At 63.0% G+C, this 26,054-nt stretch carries 32 protein-coding genes and 1 tRNA gene; 30 read left to right on the top strand and 3 right to left on the bottom strand.

Translation table 11 applies throughout. From position 1 onward, the window contains the following. Positions 1 to 80: 80 nt before the first annotated feature. The 22 genes from mlaD (at position 81) to tatC (ending at position 16,708) form a co-directional block, all read left to right on the top strand. Positions 81 to 620 (top strand): outer membrane lipid asymmetry maintenance protein MlaD, encoded by a 540-nt coding sequence (gene mlaD, locus BC1002_RS14155; RefSeq protein ID WP_041734708.1) that lies wholly within the window; start codon positions 81 to 83, stop codon positions 618 to 620. 12 nt (positions 621 to 632) lie between these two features. Further along, positions 633 to 1,697, top strand: coding sequence for an MlaA family lipoprotein (locus tag BC1002_RS14150; protein WP_013090706.1), 1,065 nt, complete (start codon positions 633 to 635; stop codon positions 1,695 to 1,697). 114 nt (positions 1,698 to 1,811) lie between these two features. Continuing rightward, positions 1,812 to 2,444 (top strand): MlaC/ttg2D family ABC transporter substrate-binding protein, encoded by a 633-nt coding sequence (locus BC1002_RS14145; RefSeq protein ID WP_013090705.1) that lies wholly within the window; start codon positions 1,812 to 1,814, stop codon positions 2,442 to 2,444. After that, positions 2,441 to 2,761 carry an STAS domain-containing protein gene (locus tag BC1002_RS14140; RefSeq protein WP_013090704.1) on the top strand — a complete coding sequence of 107 codons (321 nt, stop codon included), beginning with the start codon at positions 2,441 to 2,443 and terminating at the stop codon, positions 2,759 to 2,761. Before BC1002_RS14145 ends, BC1002_RS14140 begins: the two co-directional genes overlap by 4 nt. Positions 2,762 to 2,951: 190 nt before the next feature. Next, positions 2,952 to 3,884 (top strand): ABC transporter ATP-binding protein, encoded by a 933-nt coding sequence (locus BC1002_RS14135; RefSeq protein ID WP_013090703.1) that lies wholly within the window; start codon positions 2,952 to 2,954, stop codon positions 3,882 to 3,884. After that, positions 3,881 to 4,645 (top strand): ABC transporter permease, encoded by a 765-nt coding sequence (locus BC1002_RS14130; RefSeq protein WP_013090702.1) that lies wholly within the window; start codon positions 3,881 to 3,883, stop codon positions 4,643 to 4,645. The genes BC1002_RS14135 and BC1002_RS14130 overlap by 4 nt, the downstream gene beginning before the upstream one ends. Before the next feature lie 15 nt (positions 4,646 to 4,660). Further along, positions 4,661 to 4,900, top strand: coding sequence for a BolA family protein (locus BC1002_RS14125; protein WP_013090701.1), 240 nt, complete (start codon positions 4,661 to 4,663; stop codon positions 4,898 to 4,900). Between the two features lie 111 nt (positions 4,901 to 5,011). Next, positions 5,012 to 6,274 (top strand): UDP-N-acetylglucosamine 1-carboxyvinyltransferase, encoded by a 1,263-nt coding sequence (murA, locus tag BC1002_RS14120; RefSeq protein WP_013090700.1) that lies wholly within the window; start codon positions 5,012 to 5,014, stop codon positions 6,272 to 6,274. Continuing rightward, positions 6,271 to 6,969: an ATP phosphoribosyltransferase gene (gene hisG / locus BC1002_RS14115; RefSeq protein ID WP_013090699.1), complete on the top strand. Its 699-nt coding sequence runs from the start codon at positions 6,271 to 6,273 to the stop codon at positions 6,967 to 6,969. The genes murA and hisG overlap by 4 nt, the downstream gene beginning before the upstream one ends. Positions 6,970 to 7,028: 59 nt before the next feature. Next, the gene (gene hisD, locus BC1002_RS14110; protein ID WP_013090698.1) at positions 7,029 to 8,363 is read left to right on the top strand and encodes a histidinol dehydrogenase; all 1,335 of its coding nucleotides are present in this window, start codon (positions 7,029 to 7,031) and stop codon (positions 8,361 to 8,363) included. 142 nt (positions 8,364 to 8,505) lie between these two features. Next, positions 8,506 to 9,576, top strand: a complete 1,071-nt coding sequence (gene hisC / locus BC1002_RS14105; RefSeq protein WP_013090697.1) for a histidinol-phosphate transaminase — start codon at positions 8,506 to 8,508, stop codon at positions 9,574 to 9,576. A gap of 114 nt (positions 9,577 to 9,690) precedes the next feature. Next, positions 9,691 to 10,278, top strand: a complete 588-nt coding sequence (gene hisB / locus BC1002_RS14100; RefSeq protein ID WP_013090696.1) for an imidazoleglycerol-phosphate dehydratase HisB — start codon at positions 9,691 to 9,693, stop codon at positions 10,276 to 10,278. Between the two features lie 159 nt (positions 10,279 to 10,437). Beyond that, entirely contained in the window at positions 10,438 to 11,079 is a 642-nt protein-coding gene (hisH, locus tag BC1002_RS14095; RefSeq protein ID WP_013090695.1) for an imidazole glycerol phosphate synthase subunit HisH, read from the top strand. Between the two features lie 181 nt (positions 11,080 to 11,260). Then, on the top strand, positions 11,261 to 12,013 hold the full coding sequence (gene hisA / locus BC1002_RS14090; RefSeq protein ID WP_013090694.1) for a 1-(5-phosphoribosyl)-5-[(5-phosphoribosylamino)methylideneamino]imidazole-4-carboxamide isomerase: 753 nt from the start codon (positions 11,261 to 11,263) through the stop codon (positions 12,011 to 12,013). A 245-nt stretch (positions 12,014 to 12,258) separates the two neighbouring features. Beyond that, the gene (gene hisF, locus BC1002_RS14085) at positions 12,259 to 13,032 is read left to right on the top strand and encodes an imidazole glycerol phosphate synthase subunit HisF (protein WP_013090693.1); all 774 of its coding nucleotides are present in this window, start codon (positions 12,259 to 12,261) and stop codon (positions 13,030 to 13,032) included. Position 13,033: 1 nt separating this feature from the next. Further along, positions 13,034 to 13,444 carry a phosphoribosyl-AMP cyclohydrolase gene (gene hisI / locus BC1002_RS14080; RefSeq protein WP_013090692.1) on the top strand — a complete coding sequence of 137 codons (411 nt, stop codon included), beginning with the start codon at positions 13,034 to 13,036 and terminating at the stop codon, positions 13,442 to 13,444. Then, entirely contained in the window at positions 13,441 to 13,836 is a 396-nt protein-coding gene (locus BC1002_RS14075; protein WP_013090691.1) for a phosphoribosyl-ATP diphosphatase, read from the top strand. The genes hisI and BC1002_RS14075 overlap by 4 nt, the downstream gene beginning before the upstream one ends. 90 nt (positions 13,837 to 13,926) lie before the next feature. Then, entirely contained in the window at positions 13,927 to 14,322 is a 396-nt protein-coding gene (locus BC1002_RS14070) for a DUF4870 family protein (protein ID WP_013090690.1), read from the top strand. A gap of 92 nt (positions 14,323 to 14,414) precedes the next feature. Then, the gene (locus BC1002_RS14065; protein ID WP_013090689.1) at positions 14,415 to 14,780 is read left to right on the top strand and encodes a histidine triad nucleotide-binding protein; all 366 of its coding nucleotides are present in this window, start codon (positions 14,415 to 14,417) and stop codon (positions 14,778 to 14,780) included. Between the two features lie 274 nt (positions 14,781 to 15,054). Beyond that, positions 15,055 to 15,297 carry a Sec-independent protein translocase subunit TatA gene (tatA, locus tag BC1002_RS14060; RefSeq protein WP_013090688.1) on the top strand — a complete coding sequence of 81 codons (243 nt, stop codon included), beginning with the start codon at positions 15,055 to 15,057 and terminating at the stop codon, positions 15,295 to 15,297. 48 nt (positions 15,298 to 15,345) lie between these two features. Beyond that, positions 15,346 to 15,888 (top strand): Sec-independent protein translocase protein TatB, encoded by a 543-nt coding sequence (tatB, locus tag BC1002_RS14055; protein WP_013090687.1) that lies wholly within the window; start codon positions 15,346 to 15,348, stop codon positions 15,886 to 15,888. Positions 15,889 to 15,922: 34 nt separating this feature from the next. Next, positions 15,923 to 16,708, top strand: coding sequence for a twin-arginine translocase subunit TatC (gene tatC, locus BC1002_RS14050; RefSeq protein WP_013090686.1), 786 nt, complete (start codon positions 15,923 to 15,925; stop codon positions 16,706 to 16,708). 87 nt (positions 16,709 to 16,795) lie between these two features. Here the strand turns inward: tatC and BC1002_RS14045 are convergent, their stop codons facing one another. Then, entirely contained in the window at positions 16,796 to 18,016 is a 1,221-nt protein-coding gene (locus tag BC1002_RS14045; RefSeq protein WP_013090685.1) for a Do family serine endopeptidase, read from the bottom strand. A 21-nt stretch (positions 18,017 to 18,037) separates the two neighbouring features. On the opposite strand from BC1002_RS14045, the gene BC1002_RS14040 reads away from it, so the two are divergent. The 7 genes from BC1002_RS14040 to BC1002_RS14010 all read left to right on the top strand — a co-directional run bounded on the left by BC1002_RS14040 (position 18,038) and on the right by BC1002_RS14010 (position 23,148). Then, positions 18,038 to 18,784 (top strand): Nif3-like dinuclear metal center hexameric protein, encoded by a 747-nt coding sequence (locus BC1002_RS14040; protein WP_013090684.1) that lies wholly within the window; start codon positions 18,038 to 18,040, stop codon positions 18,782 to 18,784. Positions 18,785 to 19,004: 220 nt separating this feature from the next. After that, positions 19,005 to 19,625, top strand: coding sequence for a ubiquinol-cytochrome c reductase iron-sulfur subunit (gene petA / locus BC1002_RS14035; protein ID WP_041734446.1), 621 nt, complete (start codon positions 19,005 to 19,007; stop codon positions 19,623 to 19,625). Further along, on the top strand, positions 19,625 to 21,004 hold the full coding sequence (locus BC1002_RS14030; protein ID WP_013090682.1) for a cytochrome b: 1,380 nt from the start codon (positions 19,625 to 19,627) through the stop codon (positions 21,002 to 21,004). Before petA ends, BC1002_RS14030 begins: the two co-directional genes overlap by 1 nt. 23 nt (positions 21,005 to 21,027) lie before the next feature. After that, entirely contained in the window at positions 21,028 to 21,783 is a 756-nt protein-coding gene (locus BC1002_RS14025; RefSeq protein WP_013090681.1) for a cytochrome c1, read from the top strand. A 95-nt stretch (positions 21,784 to 21,878) separates the two neighbouring features. Beyond that, a complete protein-coding gene (locus tag BC1002_RS14020; RefSeq protein ID WP_006052302.1) occupies positions 21,879 to 22,490 on the top strand; it encodes a glutathione S-transferase N-terminal domain-containing protein in 612 nt (203 codons plus the stop codon). Between the two features lie 65 nt (positions 22,491 to 22,555). Then, positions 22,556 to 23,053: a ClpXP protease specificity-enhancing factor gene (locus BC1002_RS14015; protein ID WP_013090680.1), complete on the top strand. Its 498-nt coding sequence runs from the start codon at positions 22,556 to 22,558 to the stop codon at positions 23,051 to 23,053. A 19-nt stretch (positions 23,054 to 23,072) separates the two neighbouring features. Then, positions 23,073 to 23,148 (top strand) — tRNA-Thr (locus tag BC1002_RS14010). A gap of 159 nt (positions 23,149 to 23,307) precedes the next feature. Here the strand turns inward: BC1002_RS14010 and BC1002_RS14005 are convergent. Together BC1002_RS14005 and BC1002_RS14000 are read right to left on the bottom strand one after the other, a co-directional pair. Beyond that, positions 23,308 to 24,162 (bottom strand): alpha/beta fold hydrolase, encoded by an 855-nt coding sequence (locus BC1002_RS14005; RefSeq protein WP_013090679.1) that lies wholly within the window; start codon positions 24,160 to 24,162, stop codon positions 23,308 to 23,310. A 98-nt stretch (positions 24,163 to 24,260) separates the two neighbouring features. Next, complete coding sequence (locus BC1002_RS14000) at positions 24,261 to 24,956, bottom strand: alpha/beta fold hydrolase (RefSeq protein WP_013090678.1); 696 nt, start codon at positions 24,954 to 24,956, stop codon at positions 24,261 to 24,263. Positions 24,957 to 25,129: 173 nt separating this feature from the next. Here BC1002_RS14000 and BC1002_RS13995 point away from each other — a divergent pair, with 173 nt between their 5' ends. After that, positions 25,130 to 25,771: a CGNR zinc finger domain-containing protein gene (locus BC1002_RS13995; protein WP_013090677.1), complete on the top strand. Its 642-nt coding sequence runs from the start codon at positions 25,130 to 25,132 to the stop codon at positions 25,769 to 25,771. The last annotated feature ends 283 nt before the right edge of the window (positions 25,772 to 26,054 follow it).

Here is a 26,054-nt window from a genome sequence, read left to right as displayed (position 1 = left end):
GGCCGCGCAGCATGCCGGCTGCCGGCGGCGCACGCTGCGCGGCGCACGGCGGGACGTGGCGGATTCACTTTGGGATGACGATGAAAAAGAATGTTCTCGACTTCTGGGTCGGCCTGTTCGTGGTGTTGGGTTTCGTGGCGTTGCTGTTTCTTGCGCTGAAGGTCGGCAACATGAGCTCGTTGTCGTTCCAGGCAACCTACCCGGTCAAGCTCAAGTTCGACAACATCGGCGGGCTGAAGCCGCGCGCGCCGGTAAAGAGCGCGGGCGTGACGGTCGGCCGGGTCGCGTCGATCGGCTTCGATAGCAACACCTACCAGGCGCTCGTCACGATCGATATCGACAAGCAATTCGAGTTTCCGAGGGACACTTCGGCGAAGATCCTGACCTCAGGTCTGCTCGGCGAGCAGTACATCGGGCTCGAGCCGGGCGGCGACTCGGAAATGCTGAAGGCGGGCGATAGCATCGCGATGACGCAATCGGCGATCGTGCTGGAAAACCTGATCGGCCAGTTCCTGTATAGCAAGGCCGCGGATTCCGGCGCGGCGAAGCCCGCCGCTTCCGCCCCCGCACCGGCGCCGGCAGCGCCGGCCGCCGGCGCCGCCGGCCAGTCAGGCCAATAAGGAGAAACTACGATGCAGACGAAACTGCAGACCCCGCGCAGCGGTGCGCGCGTCCTACAGTTCGGCAAGGTCGCCGTGGCGGCTGCGCTGCTCGCCGGTTGCACGACCGTGCAGACGCCTACCAAGGGCGATCCGTTCGAAGGGCTGAACCGCACGATCTTCACCATCAACGACAAGGTCGACCAGTACGCGATCAAGCCGGTCGCGCAGGGCTACGTGTTTGTTACGCCGCAGCCGGTGCGGGACAGCGTGACGAACTTCTTCTCGAACATCGGCGATGTCTATATCGCGGCGAACAATCTGCTGCAGTTGCGTATCGCGGACGGCGTGTCGGACATCATGCGGATCGTGATCAACACGTTGTTCGGCGTCGGCGGCCTGTTCGACGTCGCGACGCTCGCGAAGCTGCCCAAGCACGACAACGACCTCGGTCTGACGCTCGGTCACTACGGCGTGCCGGCGGGCCCTTACCTGGTGCTGCCGCTGTTCGGACCGAGCACGGTGCGCGACGCGTTCGGCTCGCTCGGCAACTACTACGTGAACCCGATCAGCTACATCGATCCGCCGGGGCTGAGCTGGGCCCTGTGGGGCCTGAACATCGTCAATACGCGCGCGAACCTGCTCGGCGCGAGCAATCTGCTGGAAGGCGCGGCGCTCGACAAATACTCGTTCGTCCGCAACGCGTATCTGCAGCGCCGCCAGTATCTGCTGTCGGATAACCGCCGGCGTCCGCAGGACCTGCCGAGCTACGACGAAGAAGCGCCGCTGCCGAAGTACGACGAAGGCGAGACGGGCGCGGCCGCAGGGGCGGCAGGTGCGCCGGCCGGCGCTGCAACCGGCGCGGCCGGCGCCGCCGCGGGCACGCAGGGTGCTCCGGCAAAGGCGGCTCCCGCATCCGGCGCGGCCGTGGCCACGCCACAAGGCGCATCGGCACCGCAAGGCGCGTCGGCGCCGGAGGCCGCGTCGGGTACCGAGACCCCGCCGCTCGACCTGAAAGGCGGCCCTGAAACGCAGATTCCGGCCGGTCAGCTGGTGCCGCCCACGCGCTTCAACTTCCCGTCGTTTAGATTGCATTGAACGTGCAGCCGTAACAGATCGATACGACTCTCGCAGTTTGCGCATGGATTGCCGTCGAACTCGCGTGATAAGGTCCGTTCAAACTGTTGCACTATTTTTGAGGCGAAGCTCGATATGAAAAAATTCTTCCTGATTCCGTTGTTTGCCGTGTTGTTTTCATTCATCAGCGCGGGCGCATCGGCGCAAACCGTCGACACCAACTCCCCCGAGGCGCTGATTAAAACCGTCACCCAGCAGGTGATGGACGCGATTCGCGGCGACAAGTCGATCCAGCAGGGCGACATCACGCACATCACGGCGCTCGTCAACGAAAAGATCCTGCCGTACACGGACTTCCGCCGCACCACCCAGCTCGCGATGGGCCGCAACTGGCGCACCGCGACGCCCGAGCAGCAGAACCAGGTGGTCGAGCAGTTCAAGATGCTTCTGATCCGCACGTACTCGGGCGCGCTCGCGCAGGTGCGCGACCAGCAGATCCAGTTCAAGCCGTTCCGCATGAACCCGGACGACACCGACACGGTGGTGCGCTCGGTCGTGATGAACAACGGCCAGCCGATCGAACTCGACTATCGCCTGTACAAGACGCCGCAAGGCTGGCGCGTGTATGACCTCAACGTGCTCGGCGCATGGCTGATCCAGGCGTATCAGCAGCAGTTCAACGAGCAGATCCAGCAGAAAGGCGTGGACGGACTGATCCAGTTCCTCACGCAGCGCAATCAGCAACTCGCCGCGGGCAAGCAGTCGTGAGCGACGTGTTGAACCAGGTCGCGAACCGCTTCGACAGCGGCGCGACGCTGACCCACGAGAGCGCGAAGGCCGCGCTCGCGGCGGGTCTGCAACGCATTGCGGCGGGCGCGCGCGGCGTCGATTGCGCGCCGCTCACGCAATTCGATTCGTCGGCGCTCGCCGTCCTGCTCGCGTGGGTGCGGGCCGCGACGGCGCGCGGCGGCAAGTTCGAAATCGTCAATCTGCCGGCTGGTCTCGCCAGTCTCGCGCAGGCCTACGGCGTCGATACGCTTCTCTCTCCTGGCGCCTCCAGCATGGTTGCGTCAGCGCGACATTGACGCTCCTCTAGCGTCGTCTCCCGCTTTCCGGCCAGTCCGGGGGTGTCAGTTTTTGCCCTATAATCAAACGTTTTTTTGGGGCGTTGAACTGGCCCCCTAATCGGCCCCGGTTCCGTTTCTTCCAGCATTTGCACGTCCCCAGGCTCCATCGGGGCTACTTCAGGCGCCGCGACGCGCGCGGCCCATAGTCATGTCAGCCATAGAAATTCGTAACGTCAAGAAGCGCTACAAGGACTTGCAGGCGCTCAAGGGCGTCAGCCTCACGGTCGAAGAAGGCGAGTTCTTCGGACTGCTCGGTCCGAACGGCGCGGGCAAGACAACGCTCATTAGCATTCTCGCGGGTCTCGCACGCGCCGACGAAGGCAGCATCGCGGTGCGTGGTCACGACGTCGTCGACGATTTCCGCAACGCGCGTCGCGCGCTCGGCGTGGTGCCGCAGGAACTCGTGTTCGATCCGTTCTTCACGGTGCGCGAAACCTTGCGTATCCAGTCGGGCTACTACGGTCTGCGCAACAACGACGCGTGGATCGACGAGATCATGGCCAATCTCGATCTCACCGAAAAAGCCGATGCCAACATGCGCGCGCTGTCGGGCGGCATGAAGCGCCGCGTGCTGGTCGCGCAGGCGCTCGTGCACCGACCGCCGGTGATCGTGCTCGACGAGCCGACCGCGGGCGTCGACGTCGAACTGCGCCAGACGCTGTGGAAGTTCATCTCGCGCCTGAATCGCGAAGGCCACACGATCGTGCTGACGACGCACTACCTGGAAGAAGCCGAGTCGCTGTGCGACCGCATCGCGATGCTGCGCCGTGGCGAGGTCGTTGCGCTCGATCGCACCAGCACGCTGCTGCAGCGCTTCGCCGGCATGCAGTTGTTCGTGCGCTTCGCACACGGCGTGCTGCCCGCCGATCTGCGTCCGCTCGAGGCGGAAAGCGGCGCGGGCAACGGCAATGGCCGCCAGCATCTGCTGCGCTTGACGAGCTACGACGACGTCGAGCGCATCCTCGCGCAATGCCGCGCGGCCGGTTGTACATTCGAAGAAATCGAGGTCCGCAAAGCCGACCTCGAAGACGTATTCGTTCAGGTGATGAACGGTCCGGAAGTGATCGAGGGGCTCGCATGAGCGGCTACAGTGGATTCAGCACGCTGTTTTACAAAGAACTGCTGCGTTTCTGGAAGGTATCGTTCCAGACCGTGCTCGCGCCGGTCATCACCGCGCTGCTTTATCTGACCATCTTCGGCCACGCGCTGCGCGGCCACGTCGAGGTCTATCCGGGCGTCGAATATACGAGTTTCCTGATTCCGGGTCTCGTCATGATGAGCGTGCTGCAGAACGCGTTCGCGAACAGTTCTTCTTCGCTGATTCAATCGAAGATCACCGGCAACCTCGTGTTCGTGCTGCTGCCGCCGCTGTCGCACCAGGAGATGTTCGCGGCCTACGTGCTCGCGGCCGTGGCGCGCGGGCTGTGCGTGGGCTTCGGCGTGTTCATCGTGACGATCTGGTTCGTGCCGCTCGCGTTCACCGCGCCGCTCTACATCATCGTGTTCGCGATGTTCGGAGCGGCGATTCTCGGCACGCTGGGTCTGATCGCCGGCATCTGGGCCGAGAAGTTCGATCAGCTCGCCGCGTTCCAGAACTTCCTGATCATGCCGCTCACCTTCCTGTCGGGCGTGTTCTACTCGACGCACACGCTGCCGCCCGGATGGCGCGAAGTATCGCGGCTCAATCCGTTTTTCTACATGATCGACGGCTTTCGTTATGGCTTTTTCGGCGTGTCGGATATCGATCCGCTGGTGAGCCTCGCGATCGTCGCCGGTTTCTTCGTGGTGCTGGCTGTCGTGGCGATGCGCATGCTCGCCACCGGCTACAAGCTGCGCCACTGACGAGGAGCTTCTCTCATGTTGCCGACTCCCGAACAGGTCAAACAGTACATTGCAGCTGGACTCGCGTGCGAGCATCTCGAAGTCGAAGGCGACGGTCAGCATTTCTTTGCGACGATCGTCTCGCCGAGCTTCGAAGGCAAGCGCCTGATCCAGCGTCACCAACTCGTGTATGCGGCGCTCGGCGAGCGCATGCGCGAAGAAATCCACGCGCTCAGCATGAAGACGCTGACGCCCGCCGAATGGCAGAACGCGTAATCTGGAAATTTAGTGCGAATTACTCACGAAGGGCGCGACGCAGCGAGCGGCACGCCGAACACAGACAAAGCAGGTCCGGGTGCGAACCGGACCGATCAGGAACCGACAGGCATGGATAAACTCATCATTGAAGGTGGCTACCCGCTCTCCGGTGAAGTTGTCGTCTCGGGTGCGAAGAACGCGGCATTGCCGATCCTGTGCGCGGGTCTGTTGAGCGCGGATCCGGTGCATCTGGAGAACGTGCCCGATCTGCAGGACGTGCGCACGATGCTCAAGCTGCTCGGCCAGATGGGCGTGCGTATCGAAGCGGGCGAAGGGCGCGTCGCGCTCGACGCGTCGAAAGTCGACAACCTCGTCGCGCCGTACGAGATGGTGAAGACGATGCGTGCGTCGATTCTCGTGCTCGGTCCGCTCGTCGCGCGCTTCGGTCATGCGCGCGTATCGCTGCCGGGCGGCTGCGCGATCGGCGCGCGTCCGGTCGACCAGCACATCAAGGGTCTGCAGGCGATGGGCGCCGAGATCACGATCGAGCACGGCTTCATCGAAGCGCGCGCGAAGCGTCTGAAGGGCGCGCGCATCGTCACCGACATGATCACCGTGACCGGTACCGAGAACCTGCTGATGGCGGCGGTGCTCGCGGAAGGCGAAACGATCATCGAGAACGCCGCGCGCGAACCCGAAGTGGTCGACCTCGCGCATCTGCTCGTCGCGATGGGCGCGAAGATCGAAGGCATCGGCACGGATCGCCTCGTGATCCAGGGCGTCGACAAGCTGCACGGTGCGAAGCACACGGTCATTCCGGACCGGATCGAAGCGGGCACCTTCCTGTGCGCGGTCGCGGCGGCAGGCGGCGACGTCACGCTGCGCAAGATGCGTCCGCTGCTGCTCGAAGCCGTCACCGAAAAGCTGCGCGAAGCGGGCGTGACGGTCGAAGAAGGCGACGACTGGATGCGCGTGCGCATGGACAAGCGCCCGAGCGCGGTCACGTTCCGCACCTCCGAATACCCGGCGTTCCCGACCGACATGCAGGCGCAGTTCATGGCGCTCAACACGATCGCCGACGGTACGTCGCAGGTCGTCGAGACGATCTTCGAAAATCGCTTCATGCACGTGCAGGAGCTGAACCGTCTCGGCGCGAGCATCACGATCGACGGCAACACCGCGCTCGTCAACGGCGTCGAGAAACTGTCCGGCGCGAAGGTAATGGCCACCGATCTGCGCGCATCCGCGAGTCTCGTGATCGCCGCGCTGCGCGCCGAGGGCGAGACGTTGATCGACCGCATCTATCACCTCGATCGCGGCTACGACCGCATGGAAGCGAAGCTCAATGCGATCGGTGCGAAGGTGCGCCGCGTGTCCGGGAGCCAGGCATGAGTTCGATGCCGCAAACGTCGTCGTCGCCGGCGGTGAGCGCGCCGCTCACGCTCGCGTTGTCGAAAGGGCGTATCTTCGAGGAAACGCTGCCGCTGCTCGCGGCGGCCGGCATCGAGGTCGCCGAAGATCCGGAGAGTTCGCGCAAGCTGATTCTGCCGACCACCGACCCGAACCTGCGCGTGATCATCGTGCGCGCGACCGACGTGCCGACCTATGTCGAGTACGGCGCGGCCGACTTCGGCGTGGCCGGCAAGGACGTGCTGCTCGAGCATGGCGGCAGCGGTCTGTATCAGCCGGTCGATCTGGACATCGCGCGTTGCCGGATGTCGGTCGCGGTCGCGGCGGGTTTCGATTATGCGAACGCGGTGCGCCAGGGCGCGCGTCTGCGGGTTGCGACCAAGTATGTTGAAACCGCGCGTGAGCATTTTGCCGCCAAGGGCGTGCACGTCGATCTGATCAAACTGTACGGGTCGATGGAACTCGCGCCGCTGGTCGGCCTCGCCGACGCGATCGTCGACCTGGTCAGCTCGGGCAATACGCTGCGCGCGAACAATCTGGTCGAGGTGGAGGAGATCATGCAAATTTCGTCGCGCCTCGTGGTGAACCAGGCAGCGCTGAAGCTGAAGCGCGCCGCGTTGCGGCCGATTCTCGACGCGTTTGCCGATGCGTCGTCGAAGCCCGGCGCCCCGGCCTGACTGAACGATGGCACGCTGATCACGCTGCGACTCAGCGCCTTACCGAAACGGATACCTGTATGTCTACCAAGATTCGCAAACTCGATTCCACCGCTCGCGACTTTCACAAGTCGCTGCATGCGGTGCTCGCCTTCGAGGCGAGCGAAGACGAAGCCATCGAGCGCGCGGTCGCGCAGATTCTGAACGACGTGAAGGCGCGTGGCGACGACGCGGTGCTCGAGTACACGAACCGCTTCGATCGCATCGCCGCGAAAAGCGTGGCCGAGCTCGAACTGCCGATGGTGGAGCTCGAAGCGGCGCTCGAAAGTCTCGAGCCCAAGCGGCGTGCGTCGCTCGAAGCGGCGGCGGCGCGCGTGCGCGGCTATCACGAGAAACAGAAGATCGAGTGCGGCAGCCATAGCTGGCAGTACACCGAAGCGGACGGCACCGTGCTCGGCCAAAAGGTCACACCGCTCGATCGCGCGGGCATCTATGTGCCGGGCGGTAAGGCCGCGTATCCGTCGTCGGTGCTGATGAACGCGATTCCGGCGCGGGTGGCCGGCGTGCGCGAAATCGTGATGGTCGTGCCGACGCCGGACGGTGTGAAGAATCCGCTCGTGCTCGCGGCTGCACTGCTCGGCGGCGTCGATCGCGTGTTCACGATCGGCGGCGCGCAGGCGGTGGGCGCACTCGCGTACGGCACGCAAACGGTGCCCGCGGTCGACAAGATTTGCGGCCCGGGCAACGCGTATGTCGCGTCGGCGAAGCGTCGCGTGTTCGGCACGGTCGGCATCGACATGATCGCCGGGCCGTCGGAAATCCTCGTGCTGTGCGACGGCACGACCGATCCACGCTGGGTCGCGATGGACCTGTTCTCGCAGGCCGAGCACGACGAACTCGCGCAGTCGATCCTGCTGTGCCCGGACGACGCGTTTATCGCGCGCGTGCAGGAAGCGATCGACGAACTGCTGCCCACGATGCCGCGCCACGAAGTGATCCGCACGTCGCTCGAAAACCGCGGCGCGCTGATCAAGGTGCGCGATATGGCCGAGGCCTGCGCGATCGCCAACGACATCGCGCCGGAGCACCTCGAAATTTCGGCGCTGGAGCCGCATCAGTGGGCGCAGCAGATCCGCCACGCGGGCGCGATCTTCCTTGGCCGCTACACGAGCGAGAGCCTCGGCGACTACTGCGCGGGCCCGAACCACGTGCTGCCGACGTCGCGTACCGCACGGTTCTCGTCGCCGCTCGGCGTCTATGATTTCTTCAAGCGTTCGAGCCTGATCGAGGTCAGCGCGGAAGGCGCGCAAACGCTTGGCGAGATCGCCGCCGAACTCGCATATGGCGAAGGTCTGCAAGCGCACGCACGCAGCGCCGAATTCCGGATGCGGCAGAACAACAACGAACGCGGCTGAGACGGAAGCGGCGAGGGCGGCAACTGCCGCGCGAGCGACGCATCGAGCCCGCCGCCGCATTCAATAACGACGACCGAGACCAACCCGAACGCCCTGCACCGACGCCGACCCGGCGGTCTTCGCACGGCCCGGACCCGAAGCTATGACGACACCTCAAGACATCATCCGCAGCGACGTGCTCGCAATGACGAGCTATCCGGTCCCGGACGCCACCGGCTTCATCAAGCTCGACGCGATGGAGAACCCATTTACGCTGCCGTCGGAACTTGCCGCGCATCTCGGCGAGCGTCTGGCCGGCGTCGCGTTGAACCGTTATCCGGCGCCGCGTCCCGAGCAATTGATCGAGCGCATCCGTCATGTGATGGGCGTGCCGGCGGCCTGCGACGTGTTGCTCGGCAATGGCTCGGATGAAATCATCAGCATCATGTCGGTCGCGTGCGCAAAGCCGGGCGCGAAGGTGCTCGCGCCCGTGCCGGGCTTCGTCATGTATCAGATGTCGGCCAAGCTGGCGCATCTCGAATTCGTCGGCGTGCCGCTGAAAGCCGACTTCACGCTCGATACCGACGCGATGCTCGCGGCGATCGCCGAGCACGAACCGGCGCTGATCTATCTCGCGTATCCGAACAACCCGACCGGCACGCTGTTCGATGACGGCGAAATCGAGCGCATCATAGCCGCGGCGGGCAAGAGCCTCGTCGTGATCGACGAGGCGTATCAGCCGTTCGCGCAGAAGAGCTGGCTGCCGCGCGCCGACCAGTTCGACAACGTCGTCGTGATGCGCACGGTGTCGAAGCTGGGCCTCGCCGGGATCCGCCTCGGTTACCTGGTGGGCAAGCCCGCGTGGCTGACCGAGTTCGACAAGGTGCGCCCGCCGTACAACACCAACGTGCTGACGCAGGCCGCCGCCGATTTCCTGCTCGACCACATCGGCGTGCTCGACGCGCAGGCCGCACAATTGCGCGACGAACGCGAGAAGCTCGCGCAGGCGGTGGCCGCGCTGCCGGGCGCTGAAGTGTTCGCCAGCGCGGGCAACTTCCTGCTCGTACGGGTGCCCGATGCGTCGGTATTGTTCGAAACCCTGCTAACGGCGCGTATTCTGATCAAAAACGTGAGTAAAATGCACCCATTGCTGGTCAACTGCGTCCGTTTGACCGTCGGTTCGCCGAACGAGAACGCCCAGTTGCTCGCCGGCCTGAAACTCGTGTTGCGGTAATCCGCCGCATCGAGCGGCGGCACTGAGCCGCTGCATTGAACGGCTGCGCCAGGCAGCCCGCCATTTGTCCACCCCACATTACTAGCGCTTTTAAGCCAGATTCGAGGAATTGCCATGCGCCTTGCGGAAGTCGTTCGCAACACTAGCGAAACGCAGATCCGTGTGAAGATCAACCTGGACGGCACCGGCCAGCAGAAGCTGGCCACCGGTGTGCCGTTCCTGGACCATATGCTCGACCAGATCGCCCGCCACGGGCTGTTCGACCTCGAGATCGAAGCGCATGGCGACCTGCATATCGACGACCACCACACGGTCGAAGACACCGGCATCACGCTCGGTCAGGCCGTCGCCAAGGCGATCGGCGATCGCAAGGGCATCCGCCGCTACGGTCATTCCTACGTGCCGCTCGACGAAGCGCTGTCGCGCGTCGTGATCGATTTTTCCGGCCGTCCGGGCCTCGAGTTCCACGTGCCGTTCACGCGCGCGCGCATCGGCACGTTCGACGTCGACCTGTCGATCGAATTCTTCCGCGGCTTCGTGAACCATGCCGGCGTGACGCTGCATATCGACAATCTGCGCGGCATCAACGCCCACCACCAGCTCGAAACGGTGTTCAAGGCGTTCGGGCGCGCGCTGCGCATGGCCGTCGAACTCGACGAGCGCGCGGCTGGGCAGATTCCGTCGACCAAGGGCAGTCTCTGACGCAACGGCCGTGGCAGGCTTTAACACAGGGTTTCATCGCCCCCAACGTCTTCAGGCCACTCACCCTCACGCGACCCATCGGGCAGGACTGCATTTGCCGGCACGTCGTTCGACGCCGCGCGGCGGCATCGATATCGAGGGCAGAGGGCCAAACTTGAAATGAAAACTTCGATAGCGATTGTGGATTACGGAATGGGCAACCTGCGCTCGGTTGCCCAGGCACTGCGCAAAGCGGCGCCGGAAGCGGACGTGGCGATCGTCGATCGTCCGGAAGCGATCCGCGCGGCCGACCGCGTGGTGCTGCCCGGCCAGGGCGCGATGCCCGACTGCATGCGCAGTCTCGGCGCGTCCGGGTTGCAGGAAGCGGTCGTCGAGGCGTCGCGCAGCAAGCCGCTGATGGGCGTGTGCGTTGGCGAGCAGATGCTGTTCGACTGGAGCGCCGAAGGTGACACGCCGGGGCTGGGCCTGTTGCCCGGCAAGGTGATGCGCTTCGAGCTCGAAGGCCGCTTGCAGGACGACGGCTCGCGCTTCAAGGTTCCGCAGATGGGCTGGAACCGCGTGCGTCAGGCGCAACCGCATCCGCTGTGGGACGGCGTCGCCGACAACGCATTCTTCTATTTCGTGCACAGCTACTACGTGGTGCCGGACAACCCGGCGCACACGTCGGGCGAAACGGTCTACGGCGTGCCCTTTACCTCGGCGGTAGCGCGGGATAACATCTTCGCCACCCAGTTTCACCCCGAAAAGAGCGCCGAGGCGGGTTTGCGCGTGTATCGCAACTTCGTGCACTGGAACCCGTGAACGCCTTTCTTTATCCCGTTGCCGCGCGTGCGTCGCGCGGCGCCGCGGTCCCGCTTCCGACCGGCGCCCCACTGGAGCGCCGAAAGAGTTGTACTAAACTAGCGAGACGGTATTGCGGCGGGCTGATCCGCCAGCCGCTGCCGCCGACCTTCAATCCACTCCCAGATAACACCCGATTGCTATGCTGCTGATTCCCGCCATCGACCTGAAAGATGGTCAGTGTGTACGCCTCAAACAGGGCGATATGGACCAGGCGACGATTTTCTCCGAGGAACCGGCGGCAATGGCCCGACATTGGGTCGACCGCGGCGCGCGTCGTCTGCATCTCGTCGATCTGAATGGCGCGTTCGCCGGCAAGCCGAAGAACGGCGATGCAATTCGGGCGATCATCGATGAAGTGGGCGGTGAAATTCCGGTTCAGCTCGGCGGTGGCATCCGCGACCTGAACACGATCGAGCGCTATCTGGACGACGGTTTGTCGTACGTAATCATCGGCACCGCGGCGGTGAAGAATCCCGGCTTCCTGCAGGACGCGTGCACCGCGTTCGGCGGCCATATCATCGTCGGTCTCGACGCGAAAGACGGCAAGGTCGCCACCGACGGCTGGAGCAAGCTGACCGGTCACGAAGTGGCCGACCTCGCGCGCAAGTTCGAGGACTACGGCTGCGAGTCGATCATCTACACCGACATCGGCCGCGACGGCATGCTGCAAGGTATCAACATCGAAGCGACGGTGCGCCTTGCGCGCGCGGTCAAGATTCCGGTGATCGCGAGCGGCGGTCTGTCGAACCTCACGGACATCGAATCGCTGTGTGAAGTCGAAGGCGAGGGCATCGAAGGCGTAATCTGCGGCCGCGCGATCTATTCGGGCGACCTCGACTTCGCGGCCGCGCAGACGCTCGCGGACAAGCTGCGCGAAGCGGACGACGCTTAAGCGCGGCATCGGCTGCGCTTGCCGGGAAGCTTGCGCCGCGTGCCGGCGTGGCACTCACCTCGGCTCGCGGCACCCGCTCGACCGACGGCTTGCCGGGTAGCGCGCTTCGCGTGATCACGCAACCGGAACCGTCGGCCCGCGGCCAGCACCTCACTCGCGGCGCGACGCAACCCGTCGCGCCGGCACCGTGCCGCTTGCCCGCAAGCGAGCGGCCTCATCAGCGGTATTGGCAGAATTGCACGATCATGGCTCTAGCTAAACGCATCATCCCCTGTCTCGACGTCACCGCGGGCCGCGTGGTCAAGGGCGTCAACTTCGTCGAACTGCGCGACGCCGGCGACCCGGTCGAAATAGCGCGCCGTTACGACGATCAGGGCGCCGACGAACTGACGTTCCTCGACATCACCGCGACTTCGGATCAGCGCGACCTGATCCTGCCGATCATCGAGGCGGTCGCCTCGCAGGTGTTCATTCCGCTGACGGTCGGCGGCGGCGTGCGCGCGGTCGAAGACGTGCGGCGCCTGCTGAACGCGGGCGCCGACAAGATCAGCATGAACTCGTCGGCGGTCGCGAATCCGCAGCTCGTGAAGGACGCGACCGACAAATACGGCTCGCAGTGCATCGTCGTCGCGATCGACGCGAAGCGTGTGTCGGCCGACGGCGAAACGCCGCGCTGGGAAGTGTTCACGCACGGCGGGCGCAAGGCCACCGGTCTCGACGCGGTCGAATGGGCGCGCAAGATGGCCCAGCTCGGCGCGGGCGAGATCCTGCTGACCAGCATGGATCGCGACGGCACCAAGAGCGGCTTCGATCTTGCGCTGACGCGCGCGGTGTCGGACGCGGTGCCGATACCGGTGATCGCTTCGGGCGGCGTCGGCAATCTGCAGCATCTCGCCGACGGCATCAAAAGCGGTCACGCGGACGCGGTGCTCGCCGCGAGCATCTTCCACTATGGCGAACATACGGTCGGCGAGGCCAAGCGCTTCATGGCCGACCAGGGCATTTCGGTGAGGTTGTGACGTGACGAATCCTGCGGCAGTGAACTGGCTCGACAAGGTCAATTGGGACGCGAACGGCCTCGTGCCGGTGATCGCGCAGGAAGCATCGACGAACGACGTGCTGATGTTCGCATGGATGAACCGCGAGGCCTTGGCGAAGACCGTCGAGACCGGCCGCGCGGTGTATTTCTCGCGTTCGCGCCAGCGCCTGTGGTTCAAGGGCGAAGAGTCGGGCCACGTGCAGCATGTGCACGAAGTGCGGCTCGATTGCGACGAAGACGTCGTGCTGCTTAAAGTCGAGCAGGTGTCGGGCATCGCATGCCACACAGGCCGCCACTCGTGCTTTTTCCAGAAATTCGAAGGCTCGATGGACGACGGCGACTGGCAGGCCGTCGATCCCGTGCTGAAAGACCCCGAACACATCTACAAATGACGCAATCCACGCAAAACCTGTCGCCCTCCGAGGCTTCCACGCTCGACACGCTGCAGCGCCTCGCGGCGGTGATCGATGGTCGCAAGGGCGGCGATCCGGACACCTCGTACGTCTCGCGCCTGTTCCACAAGGGCGACGACGCGATTCTGAAGAAGATTGGCGAAGAAGCCACCGAAGTCGTGCTGGCCGCAAAGGACACACGCCACGGCGGCGCGCCGAAGGCGCTGGTCGGCGAGGTCGCGGATCTGTGGTTCCACTGCCTCGTGATGCTGTCGCATTTCAATCTGAGCCCCGCCGACGTGATCGCCGAACTCGAGCGTCGCGAAGGCCTGTCGGGCATCGAGGAAAAGGCGCTGCGCAAGAGCCGCGAGCGTGAGGAAAACGGCGACTGAGCAGCCGGTGCGGAAATCTGGCGTTTCCGCTTGAACTCGCGCGCGCTGGCACCTATATAGCGGTAACCGCACCTTCGTGAGGACGCAAGCATGGAACAGCCGCAAGGAAGCTATCCGCCGCCGGTCTACCGCCACGCGATGGAGCCTGAGCGGGAGCGCAGCCTGCGCACGCTCACACACGTGCTGTACGCGCTGTATGCGGTCCATTGGCTGACCGGCGGGCTCACCATCCTGATCGCGATCATCATCAACTACGTGAAACGGCCCGACGTGGCCGGTACGCCATACGAAGCGCACTTCGAATGGCAGATTCGCACGTTCTGGATGGGCCTCGTCGGTTATGCGATCGGCGCGTTGCTGTTGGTCGTCGTGATTGGCATCCCGGTGCTGTGGGCGGTCAGCATATGGATGTTGTACCGTATTATCAAAGGCTGGCTGTATCTGTACGATAACAAGCCATTTGCGAATCCGGCCGGCTGGGTCTGAACGCTAGCCGGTCTGCACGCGCGGATCGGCTTCGGGTCGAACCTCGTCGCGCGCGGCTTCGCTCGCCTAAGTCACACCGCGTCAGGAATACGATGAGTCACGATCCGAACTGTCTTTTCTGCAAGATCGCCGCTGGCGAAATCCCCTCGACCAGGGTTCACGAAGACGACGAGTTCGTCGCCTTCCGCGACATCCGTCCGGCGGCCGAGACACATGTGCTGGTGATCCCTCGCAAGCACATTGCGACGCTGTCGAACTGCACGGAAAGCGACGCGCCTCTGCTTGGTAGAATGCTTGTCCTGGCCGCGCGACTGGCCGAGCAATTGGGGGTCGCGTATAGCGGCGGCGAAACGGGCTTTCGCACGGTAATCAATACCGGTCCGGGAGGTGGTCAGGAGGTGTATCACCTGCACGCGCATATTCTCGCGGGACCACGCCCCTGGCACCGCATGGGCTGAGAGGGCGCGCATGCGTCATGCGTGCCGCGCTAAGAAAGCACACCGCCGCGAGTTTTGGTCGAGGAAAATAGCGCCGCCGTTATATTTACCACTATGTAATACCGTCGACGCGATCGCCTGGCCACAATGACGGCGGTTCAGACGACGGCGCACTTTGCGAGCGCGGTGGTGCGACCTGCGGTAACGTAGAGATAGGCGGAGACGAAGCGCACGCGCTTCAGATTAGGCAAATTTGCCGCATCGAGATGCGGCGTCGGGGTTAAGGAGAGTAGTCATGGGTTCGTTGAGTATTTGGCATTGGTTGATCGTTCTGTTGATCGTCGCGCTGGTGTTCGGCACGAAGAAGCTGCGCAACATCGGCAGCGATCTGGGCGGCGCTGTGAAGGGCTTCAAGGAAGGCATGAAAGAAGCCGAATCGCCGTCGGCCGACGCGCAACAGCAGCGCGAACTGCCGCGCAACGGTGCGGTGGACGTCGAAGCGAAAGAAAAGACGCAGCAATCGGGCGATTACCGCTAAGCCGCGGCGTTCGCGCCGTTCCCGCGTTTCTGACGGACATTCCACTTCATGCTGGACCTCGGTCTAACAAAGATGGCGCTGATCGGCGTCGTCGCGCTGGTCGTCCTCGGGCCTGAGCGCCTGCCGCGTGTCGCCCGCACGGCCGGCGCGCTGTTCGGCCGCGCACAGCGGTACGTCAACGACGTGAAGGCCGAAGTCACGCGCGAAATCGAACTCGACGAATTGCGGCGCATGAAGACCGAGTTCGAGAAGGCCGCGAGCAATGTCGAAACTGCAGTTCAGGATAATCTGCGCAAGCACGAGAATGAACTGAACGAGGCATGGAAGAGCGGTACGTCGGTGTCGCCGAGCATCGCCGGCGGCGCGCTCGACGACGCCGGCAGCGGCGTTAGCGGCACCACCGGTGCCACCTCGTGGCCCGTCAGTACGCCTTCCGCCGCGCCCAAACGCAAGAACTGGCGCGTCCAGCAGAGCGCCACCCCCACCTGGTACAAGCGAGCGAGCCTGCGTCGCACGCGCGTGCAGTCGGGCGCCGCGCGCGTTGCGCGGCACACACCTGCCAACCTGCGTCGTCCGACGCGGTTTTTCTGATGTTCAGATCGACAATCTCTAACCGAGGGCCGGTGTGAGCGACCCCCAGCAATCCCAGAACGAAGGCGCTGAAGAGACCTTCATTTCCCACCTCGTCGAACTGCGTGACCGCATCATCCGTGCGGGACTCGCCGTCGTCGTCGTGTTTATCGGGCTCGTGTACTGGGCGCCGGACATCTTCAAACTGCTCGCACGTCCGCTGATGATGAATCTGCCGAAGGACGGCAAGATGATCGTCACCGACGTCACCGGCTCGTTCTTCGTGCCGATGAAGGTGACGATGCTGGTCGCCTTCGTGATCGCGCTGCCGGTCGTGCTGTACCAGATCTGGGCGTTCGTTGCGCCGGGACTCTATCAGCACGAGAAGAAGCTGGTCGCACCGCTCGTGGCGAGCAGCTACACGCTGTTCCTGTGCGGCATGGCGTTCGCGTACTTCGTCGTGTTTCCGACCATCTTCCGCGTGATGGCGCACTACAACGCGCCGCTCGGCGCGGAAATGACAACCGATATCGACAATTACCTGAGCTTCGTGCTGACGATGTTCATCGCGTTCGGTGTCACGTTCGAGGTGCCGATCGTCGTCGTGCTGCTGGTGCGGATGAACGTGGTGACGCTGAAGAAGCTGAAAGAGATCCGGCCGTATGTGATCGTCGGCGCATTCGTCGTGTCGGCCATCGTGACTCCGCCGGACGTGTTTTCGCAACTGATCCTCGCGGTTCCGCTGATTCTGCTGTACGAAGCAGGCCTCGTCGCGGCGCGGTTGATCGTCGGCAAGCAGCCGGTGGTCGTCGAGGATGCGAGTCCGCCGCCATCTAGTTGAAGTGCCGCGAGTCGGTGCCGGGCGTCAAATGAAAAGGGCAGTCCATCGGACTGCCCTTTTTCGTTGCATTACGTCGCGGCCTTGACCTCAACCGCCTTCATCATCCGGCTGATCGCCGCCGTTCTCCTCTTCCGGCTGTTTCGGCGGCGGCGGGCGTTTGCCGATCATCACGTCGAGGTCGATCTGATGGCCTTTGCGCACCAGATGCACTTTCGCCGGCGTGCCCGGCTTGATCTGCGCGATCACGTTCAACAGGCGCGTGGTATCGGTGATCACCTGGCCGTTCACGCTCGTCAGGATGTCGCCGGGCCTGATGCCCGCGCGGTCGGCCGGACCGCTCTTCAGCACGCCCGCGACGATCGCGCCCGACTTCTGATCGAGCCCGAACGACTCCGCGATTTCCGGCGTCACGTCCTGCGGTTCGACGCCGATCCAGCCGCGCGTGACCGTACCGGTCGTGATGATGCTCTCGAGCACGCTGCGCGCGGTCGATACAGGAATCGCGAAGCCGATGCCGAGCGAGCCGCCCGAGCGCGAGTAAATGGCGGTGTTGATGCCGAGCAGATTGCCGTTCACGTCGACGAGTGCGCCGCCCGAGTTGCCGGGGTTGATCGGGGCGTCGGTCTGGATGAAGTTTTCGAACGTGTTGATGCCGAGGTGGTTGCGGCCGAGCGCGCTGACGATGCCCATCGTCACCGTCTGACCGACGCCGAACGGATTGCCGATCGCAAGCACGACGTCGCCGACGCGGGTCTGGTCCATCCGGCCGAGCGTGATGGTGGGCAGATTGCTCATGTTGACCTTGAGCACGGCCAGATCGGTTTCCGGGTCGATGCCGATGACCTTCGCGCTGGCGGTGCGGCCGTCGGCGAGCGCGACTTCGATCTGATCGGCGCCGTCGACGACGTGTTGGTTCGTTAGAATGTAACCTTCCGAACTCACTATCACGCCTGAGCCGAGATTCGAGGCAGGCTGTTCCTGCTGCTTGCGATTGTTCCTGTCGCCGAAGAAGTAGCGAAACAGCGGATCTTTGGCACGCGGGTCGGGCGGCAGCGAGCCATCCTTGCTGGAGAACACGTTGACGACCGCGGGCATGGCTTTTTGCGCCGCTTCGGCATAGGACGTTTCGGCATGCCCTTTGCTGATGCCCGGCGCCACTTCCCGCAGCGCCACGATCGGTTCGGCCAGTTGTCTGCCGAATTGTCCTTGACGCTGCAGCCACTGCGGTTTGAGGGTCGCAATGATGAACATCAGCGCCAACAGCACCGTCACCGCTTGGGCAAATAACAGCCAAAAGCGTCTAAGCATCTGAAGACAAGAGGTCTCTATATGGATCGGATTGAACTTGAATTGTACTTGAACAATCTCCTTGAAACCGCGCGCTTCAAGGACTATTGCCCGAACGGACTGCAGGTCGAAGGGCGCCGTCGGATCAACAAACTCGCGACCGGCGTGACCGCGTCGGTGGCCTTCCTGGAGGCCGCGCTCGACTGGGGCGCGGACGCCGTGCTGGTCCATCACGGCTACTTCTGGCGCAACGAGGCGCCGCAGATCACCGGCCGCAAGCATGCTCGACTGAAGCTGCTGCTCGCCAACGACCTGAACCTGTTCGCCTACCACCTGCCACTCGACGATCATCCCGAATTCGGTAACAACGCGCAGATCGGCGCGAAGATGGGCTGGATCAGCGACGCGCGTTTCGGCGACAACGACCTCGGCTGGCTCGCGACGTTGCCGATGCCGATCACGCTGTCGCACCTGACCGCGGAAATCGAGCAGACGCTGGGCCGCACGCCGCTCGTGTTCGGCGATCCCGATATGCAGCTGCGACGCATCGGCTGGTGCACCGGCGCCGCGCAAGGGATGTTCGACGCGGCGATCAACGCGGGCGTCGACGTCTACGTGACCGGCGAAGTGTCGGAGTCGGTGATGCATACGGCCGCGGAAAGCGGCGTCGCGTTTCTCGCGGCCGGCCACCACGCGACCGAACGCTTCGGCGTGCAGGCGGTGGGCAAGCATCTGTCCGAATCGTTCGGTATCGAACACCTGTTTATCGATATTCCCAATCCCGTTTGAATTGCAAATTGCATTAACGAAGAAAAAGGCGCGAATACCGTAGAAGGCACTTAAAAGGAGATACAAAAAAGTTTGCGATCGGTACGGACAAACCCTGAGTTATCAAGGGCTTCGCACGGTTTTTGGCAATCGGCCCTTGTAAATGGCGACTCCATTCGAGCAAACTAGCGGCGGTAGAAGCGACGTGAAGGAAAAATCCAACTCAGAAGTGGGGCGTGTGATGCGAGACAAAGAAGAGGAACGCGTCGATGGCAGCCGCCGTAACTGGCTGGTAGCGACGACCGTAGCAGGCGGCATAGGAGGTGTTGCCGTTGTCGTACCCTTTGTTAGTTCGTTTGCACCATCCGAAAAGGCCAAGGCTGCAGGTGCCCCGGTCGAAGTGGATATCAGTGGTCTGAAGCCCGGCGACATGATGACGGTCGCCTGGCGTGGCAAGCCGGTGTGGATCATCAACCGCACCGACCGCATGCTCGCCGATGTTCAAAAAGCCGATAACCAGGTAGCGGACCCCCACACGCAGAATCCCTTCTCGATGCCGCTGCCGGACTACTGCAACAACGAATTCCGCTCACGCGCCGAGAACAAGCATCTGCTGGTTGCCGTCGCCGTTTGCACGCATCTGGGCTGCACGCCGACTCCGCGCTTCCAGGAGGGCCCGCAGCCCAATCTCCCGGACGACTGGCCCGGCGGCTTCCTGTGCCCGTGCCACGGCTCGACCTACGACATGGCCGGCCGCGTCTTCAAGAACAAACCCGCCCCGCAGAACCTCGACATCCCACGCTTCATGTTCACGTCGGCGACGGCCCTTGTGATCGGGAAGGACGAAAAAGGAGAAGCGTAATGGCGAGCGAGCACGAAGTAGAGACGACCGGGCTGGCTGGTTGGATCGACCAGCGCTTCCCGATGACTGCCACGTGGAAGAAGCACGTTTCCGAGTACTACGCGCCGAAGAACTTCAACTTCTGGTACTTCTTCGGTTCGCTTGCATTACTGGTGTTGGTCAACCAGATCGTCACCGGCATTTTCCTGACGATGAACTACAAGCCCGACGCGACGCTCGCGTTTTCGTCGGTCGAGTACATCATGCGCGAGGTGCCGTGGGGCTGGCTGATCCGATACATGCACTCCACCGGCGCGTCGATGTTCTTCGTCGTCGTGTATCTGCACATGTTCCGCGGGCTGATGTACGGCTCGTACCGCAAGCCGCGCGAGCTCGTGTGGATTTTCGGCTGCCTGATCTTCCTGTGTCTGATGGCCGAGGCGTTCTTCGGCTACCTGTTGCCGTGGGGCCAGATGTCGTTCTGGGGCGCGCAGGTGATCGTGAATCTGTTCTCCGCGATTCCGTTCATCGGCCCGGATCTGTCGCTGTGGATTCGCGGCGACTACGTCGTGTCCGACGTCACGCTGAACCGCTTCTTCGCGTTCCACGTGATTGCGATTCCGCTGGTGCTGGTTGGCCTCGTGATCGCGCACCTCGTCGCGCTGCACGAAGTCGGCTCGAACAACCCGGACGGCATCGAAATCAAGATGAAGAAAGGGCCGGATGGCGTGCCGCTCGACGGCATTCCGTTCCACCCGTACTACTCGGTGCACGACTTCATGGGCGTGGCCATCTTCCTGCTGATTTTCGCGGCGATCATCTTCTTCGCGCCGGAAATGGGCGGCTACTTCCTGGAAGCGAACAACTTCATCCCCGCGAATCCGCTGCAGACGCCGCCGGAAATTGCACCGGTCTGGTACTTCACCGCTTTTTATGCGATGCTGCGCGCCACCACCGATCCATTCAAGATCGTGCTGATGATCGTCATCGCACTGCTCGGGCTGCTCGCGCTCGTGCGCGCGCGCGGCAAGTGGAAGCTCGGATTGCCGGTGCTCGCGGTGCTGGTGATCGTCGCGATGGTGTTCACCGAATCGAAGTTCTGGGGCGTCGTGGTGATGGGCAGCGCGGTGATTTCGCTGTTCTTCCTGCCGTGGCTGGACCGCTCGCCGGTCAGGTCGATTCGCTACCGGCCGTTCTTCCACAAGGTTTTCTTCGGGATCTTCGTGATCGCGTTCCTGACGCTCGGCTTCCTCGGCACACGGCCGCCATCGCCGGCCGCGACGCTGATTGCCCAGATCTGCGCACTGATCTACTTCGCGTTTTTCCTCGGCATGCCCTTCTGGACGCGGCTTGGCAAGTTCAAGCAGCCGCCGGAACGGGTGCGGTTCAAGCCTCACTAATCGCGAGCCAGGAGAACACGAAGATGAAAAAACTGCTTTCGATGTGCGCGCTGGTCGGCGCGACCGTGCTTGCGTTGCTGGCCGCTCCGGTCCACGCGGACGAGAATTTCCCGCTCAATCGCGCGCCGGACAACACGAACAATTTCGCTTCTTTGCAGCGCGGCGCGCAATTGTTTGTAAACTACTGCCTGAATTGCCACAGCGCGAACCTGATGCGCTACAACCGCCTGAACGACCTCGGCATCACGCCGAACGAAATCCAGGCGAATCTGCTGTTCACCACCGACAAGGTCGGCAACACGATGACCGTGGCGATGCGTCCGGACGACGCGAAAGCGTGGTTCGGGGCGACGCCGCCGGATTTGTCGGTGGAGGCGCGGGCGCGAGGCACGGACTGGCTGTACACGTATCTGCGTAGTTTTTACCGCGACGATACGCGGCCGACCGGCTGGAACAATCTGGTGTACGAAAACGTGAGCATGCCTCACGTGCTGTGGCAGCTTCAGGGGCAGCGGGCGGCGAAATTCGGTGACGAAACCGACGAGAAAACCGGCGAAAAGGTACACAAATTCCTCGGCTTCCAGCAACTCACTCCGGGGACGATGTCGCCGGTAGATTATGATTCTGCTGTGGCCGACCTCGTGTCGTACCTGTCATGGATGTCCGAACCGACGCAGCAAACCCGCAAGCAACTTGGCGTGTGGGTGCTGTTGTTCCTCGGTATCCTGAGCTTTTTCGCCTGGCGACTGAACGCCGCGTACTGGAAACATATCAAATAATCACGCCGCTACACGGCGTGGGGCCGGCGCCAGGAAAGACCTGCTGAACGGTTTTTCCGTGCGCTGGCCCTTCAGCTTTTTGAGGAAACGTAAACATGATGGTTCTGTATTCCGGCACTACTTGCCCGTTCTCCCAGCGTTGCCGGCTGGTGTTGTTCGAAAAGGGCATGGACTTCGAGATCCGCGACGTCGACCTGTTCAACAAGCCGGAAGACATCGCCGTGATGAATCCGTATGGTCAGGTGCCGATTCTCGTCGAACGGGACCTGATTCTGTACGAATCGAACATCATCAACGAGTACATCGACGAGCGCTTCCCGCACCCGCAGCTGATGCCGGCCGATCCGGTGCAGCGCGCGCGTGCCCGCCTGTTTCTGCTCAACTTCGAGAAAGAGCTGTTCGTCCACGTCGGCACGCTCGAAAACGAGAAGGGCAAGGCAGCGGAGAAGAACCACGAGAAGGCGCGTCTCGCGATCCGCGATCGCCTGACGCAGCTCGCGCCGATCTTCCTGAAGAACAAGTACATGCTCGGCGAAGAGTTCTCGATGCTCGACGTCGCGATCGCACCGCTGCTGTGGCGTCTCGACCACTACGGTATCGAGCTGTCGAAGAACGCCGCGCCGCTGATGAAGTACGCCGAGCGCATTTTCAGCCGCCCGGCTTATATCGAAGCGCTGACGCCGTCGGAAAAGGTGATGCGTCGTTGAGTTTGGCTTTGGCGTGCAGGCGCGCATCGCTTCGATGCGCGCCTGCGCCCGCAAGAGGACTGTTGATGCAAGAGATTTCCACGAAGCCATATCTGCTGCGCGCGCTCTACGAGTGGTGCACGGATAACGGCTACACACCGCACATTGCGGTCCGCGTCGACAATCAGACGCGCGTGCCGCGTCAGTTCGTGCGAGACAACGAGATCGTGTTGAACATCAGCTTCGAGGCGACCAGCCAGCTGCAGATGGGCAACGAGTGGATCGAGTTCAACGCGCGCTTCTCCGGCAAGTCGCACAAGATCGAAGTACCGGTCGCCAATATCCTTGCGATCTACGCGCGCGAGAACGGCCAGGGCATGGCGTTCCCGGTCGAATCGGCGGGCGGCGAGGCTCAGGATTCGGGCGCCGATGCCGCGGACGAAGCCGACACGCCGGCGGCTCCGCGCGCCGTCGAAACCGCGCCGGCCGACCGGGCCGCGGCCAGCGACGCCCACGACAAACCGCAACCCGACGACGATGGCTCGAAAGGTGGCGGAAGGGCTCGCCTTAAGATCGTGAAATGAAGTAGAATCACGGCCTCATGCCGGCTTAGCTCATCAGGTAGAGCGCTTGACTTGTAATCATGAGGTGGCGGGTTCGAGTCCTGCAGCCGGCACCAGATTTATCAGCAGTAACTGGAAATGCTTGAAACCCCGTCGAAGCACGCGCTTCGGCGGGGTTTTTCTTTTTTCGGCATTCGCGCCGGTGTCGATAGCAACTCTGCTCGGTATTGCGCTTCTCCTAAAAGGTGGGGTGATCTAGTGAGCGACAGTTGTTTTCATCGCCCAAGAAACTCGCGGATCGCCGTCGCGATCTCGGCCGCATGCGTTTCAAGAGCGAAGTGGCCGGTATCCAGAAAACGCACCTGCGCCTCAGGCAGGTCGCGCCTGAATGCCTCGGCACCCGCCGGTAGAAAGAACGGATCGTTCTTGCCCCATACCGCCAGCAGCGGCGGTCGGTAGGTGCGGAAATATTCCTGAAACGCCGGGTACAGCGCGACGTTATGGCGATAGTCGCGGAACAGATCGAGCTGGACCTCGTCAGCGCCGGGGCGGCGCAGGTAGAAGTCGTCGAGCGAGTAGCCGTCCGGCGAGACCGATGCCGTGTCCGGCACACCATGCGTGTATTGCCATACGGTCGCCTCGTATGCGAGCAGCGCACGCAACGCTTCGCGATTGGCCGGCGACGCGTCCTGCCAGTACGCGCGAATCGGATTCCAGCCGTCGCTGAGTCCTTCTTCGTAGGCGTTGCCGTTCTGCGTGACGATCGCGGTGACCCGCTCGGGATGCTCGAGCGCCAGCCGGAAGCCGGTCGGCGCACCGTAGTCGAAAACATAGATGGCGAAGCGGTCAAAGCCGATCACCTCGGTGAATCGGCCGATCACGTCCGCAATATGGGCGAACGTGTAGGCAAAGTCCTCGCGCGCGGGCATGTCGGACTGTCCGAAGCCGGGCAGATCGGGCGCGACGATGTGAAAACTGTCTGAGAGCCGCGGGATCAGATCGCGAAACATGTGGCTCGAACTCGGAAAACCATGCAGCAGCAGGAGTTTCGGGGCGTCCTCGCGTCCGGCTTGACGATAGAACACCTTGAGACCGTCGACGTCGGCGTGGTGATAGGTGATAGCGGTCATGATCATTCTCCGTGCGAAAAGTAACGTGGATGGTGGATGCGGATACAGACGCGTGAGGTGGTCAGAGGCATCTCGTCGACCTCACGCGGTGATGAGGCTCAGTCGGTGGATGCCGTCTGCGCCGCCTCGACGATGACTTCGACGACGGTGTCGGGCGCCGTCACGCTCGGCGTGTGATCGACGTCGAACGTGTGGATGCGCGCGCCCATGCGCTGGGCGGTCGAACGCTGGGTCTCGGGCGCGATCATCCGATCCTGCCCGGCGACGAGGAACCAGCTCGGCAGGTTTTTCCACAACGGCCTTCCAACGGGTTCGCCGATGCACGCCGCCCCGATCGGACGTTGGATCGCAGCGAACACGTTCGCTTCGCTCGCAGTCGCGTGATGCGCGAAGACACTCGCGAACGCATCGCGCGGGAGCCAGATCAAGCCGTCGCGATCGGGCGCGAGCGTCGGCGCCGGCTGATGCGCGTGACCGCGGTGGAACACGTCGGCCACCGTTTCGCCTTCGTCGGGCGCCAACGCCGCGACGTACACCAGCGCTTTCACGTTCGCCGCACGCACGGAGCCGATTACCGCGCCCGCGTACGCATGCCCGACCAGTACGACGGGTCCCTCGATTCGCGCGAGCGAGCGCTCGAGGGCAACCGTGTCGTCGCCGAGCGAAGTCAGCGGCAAGGGCGCCGCGACGGCATCGATATGCCGGGCGGCGAGCCGCTCGATGACCCGGCTCCAACTCGACCCATCCGCCCATGGGCCATGCACGAGCACTACGTTCACATTGCGAAAAGACATGCTGTTGCTCCTTTGAGCGAAAGAAACGTTCGGCTGAGCGGCAGGAATCAGACGCGTTGATTTGTAACTGCCATAATGTGTTTTTGCAGGTTACTAATGAGTGATGTAACTTGTCAATGGCGATTTTGATGGTTACCATGCAGTGATGATCATCAGCTCCGTCACCTTGAAAAATGGACTACCGTCAGATTCCCGCGCTGTTCGTGGCCGAAGCACCGGGCCTCGATTTTCTGAATTCGGTGGCCAGGCCCGTGGATGAGCAAATCGACTGGATCGTCGACGGAGCGGGCCTGCAGGATTGGTTGCAACAGGCCGGCATGGTGTCGACCGAGGCGTTAGCTGAAATGCGCGGGCGGTTTGCGTCGGCTGAGTTCGACGCGGTGGCGGGCGAGGCGCGCGAACTGCGCGAGTGGTTCAGGCGCTTCGTCAAGGCGAGGAAAGGGCGGCCACTCACGGCCGCGGACCTACGCGAGCTCGAGCCGCTAAATCGATTGCTCGAGCGGGACGAACGATTCGGCGCAGTCGTTCCCGGCGCTGGATCTGCGTTCGAATTCCGCGAGCGACGGAGGTGGAAGTCACCCGAATCGTTGTTGATGCCAATTGCGGAAGCCTTGGCAAGGCTTGTTTGCGACGAGGATTTCACACAAGTCAAGGCGTGCGAAGGTCCCCGTTGCACGCTGCTGTTCGCGGACCACACCCGCGGACATGCGCGGCGCTGGTGCAGCATGGCGGTCTGCGGAAACCGCGCGAAAGTAGCGGCGCATCGCAAGCGGCGCAAGGATCAGGAGGGAGCTGGTTCCCAACTGCCAGACTAGGCTGAGATTGCGACAGTGCCGTGCCCGCACCGGCGCGGCACCATTTTTTTGGCCCACTTGGACGAGCACCCCGCACAACATCGCGATGCGATTCAAGGCCAATATGAACCGCGGCGGCTTAGTCAACAACGCGTCGGTCAACGGCCCCGAAAGAGACTGAAGGCGGCGCGAGGTGAGCCGCTCAACGGGCCAAATATCACGATATCTCTTTCACCTTGTCGATTCTGGACACTACAGTCTTGAGTTGGCCAATCGCGGTTCGTCTACAGTCTTGGGTGAGGCG

The organism is Paraburkholderia atlantica (assembly GCF_000092885.1).
Classification (GTDB): Bacteria; Pseudomonadota; Gammaproteobacteria; order Burkholderiales; family Burkholderiaceae; genus Paraburkholderia; species Paraburkholderia atlantica.
The sequence above is the reverse complement of the archived record's forward strand: the minus strand, read 5'-3'. Positions and strand labels throughout refer to the sequence as shown.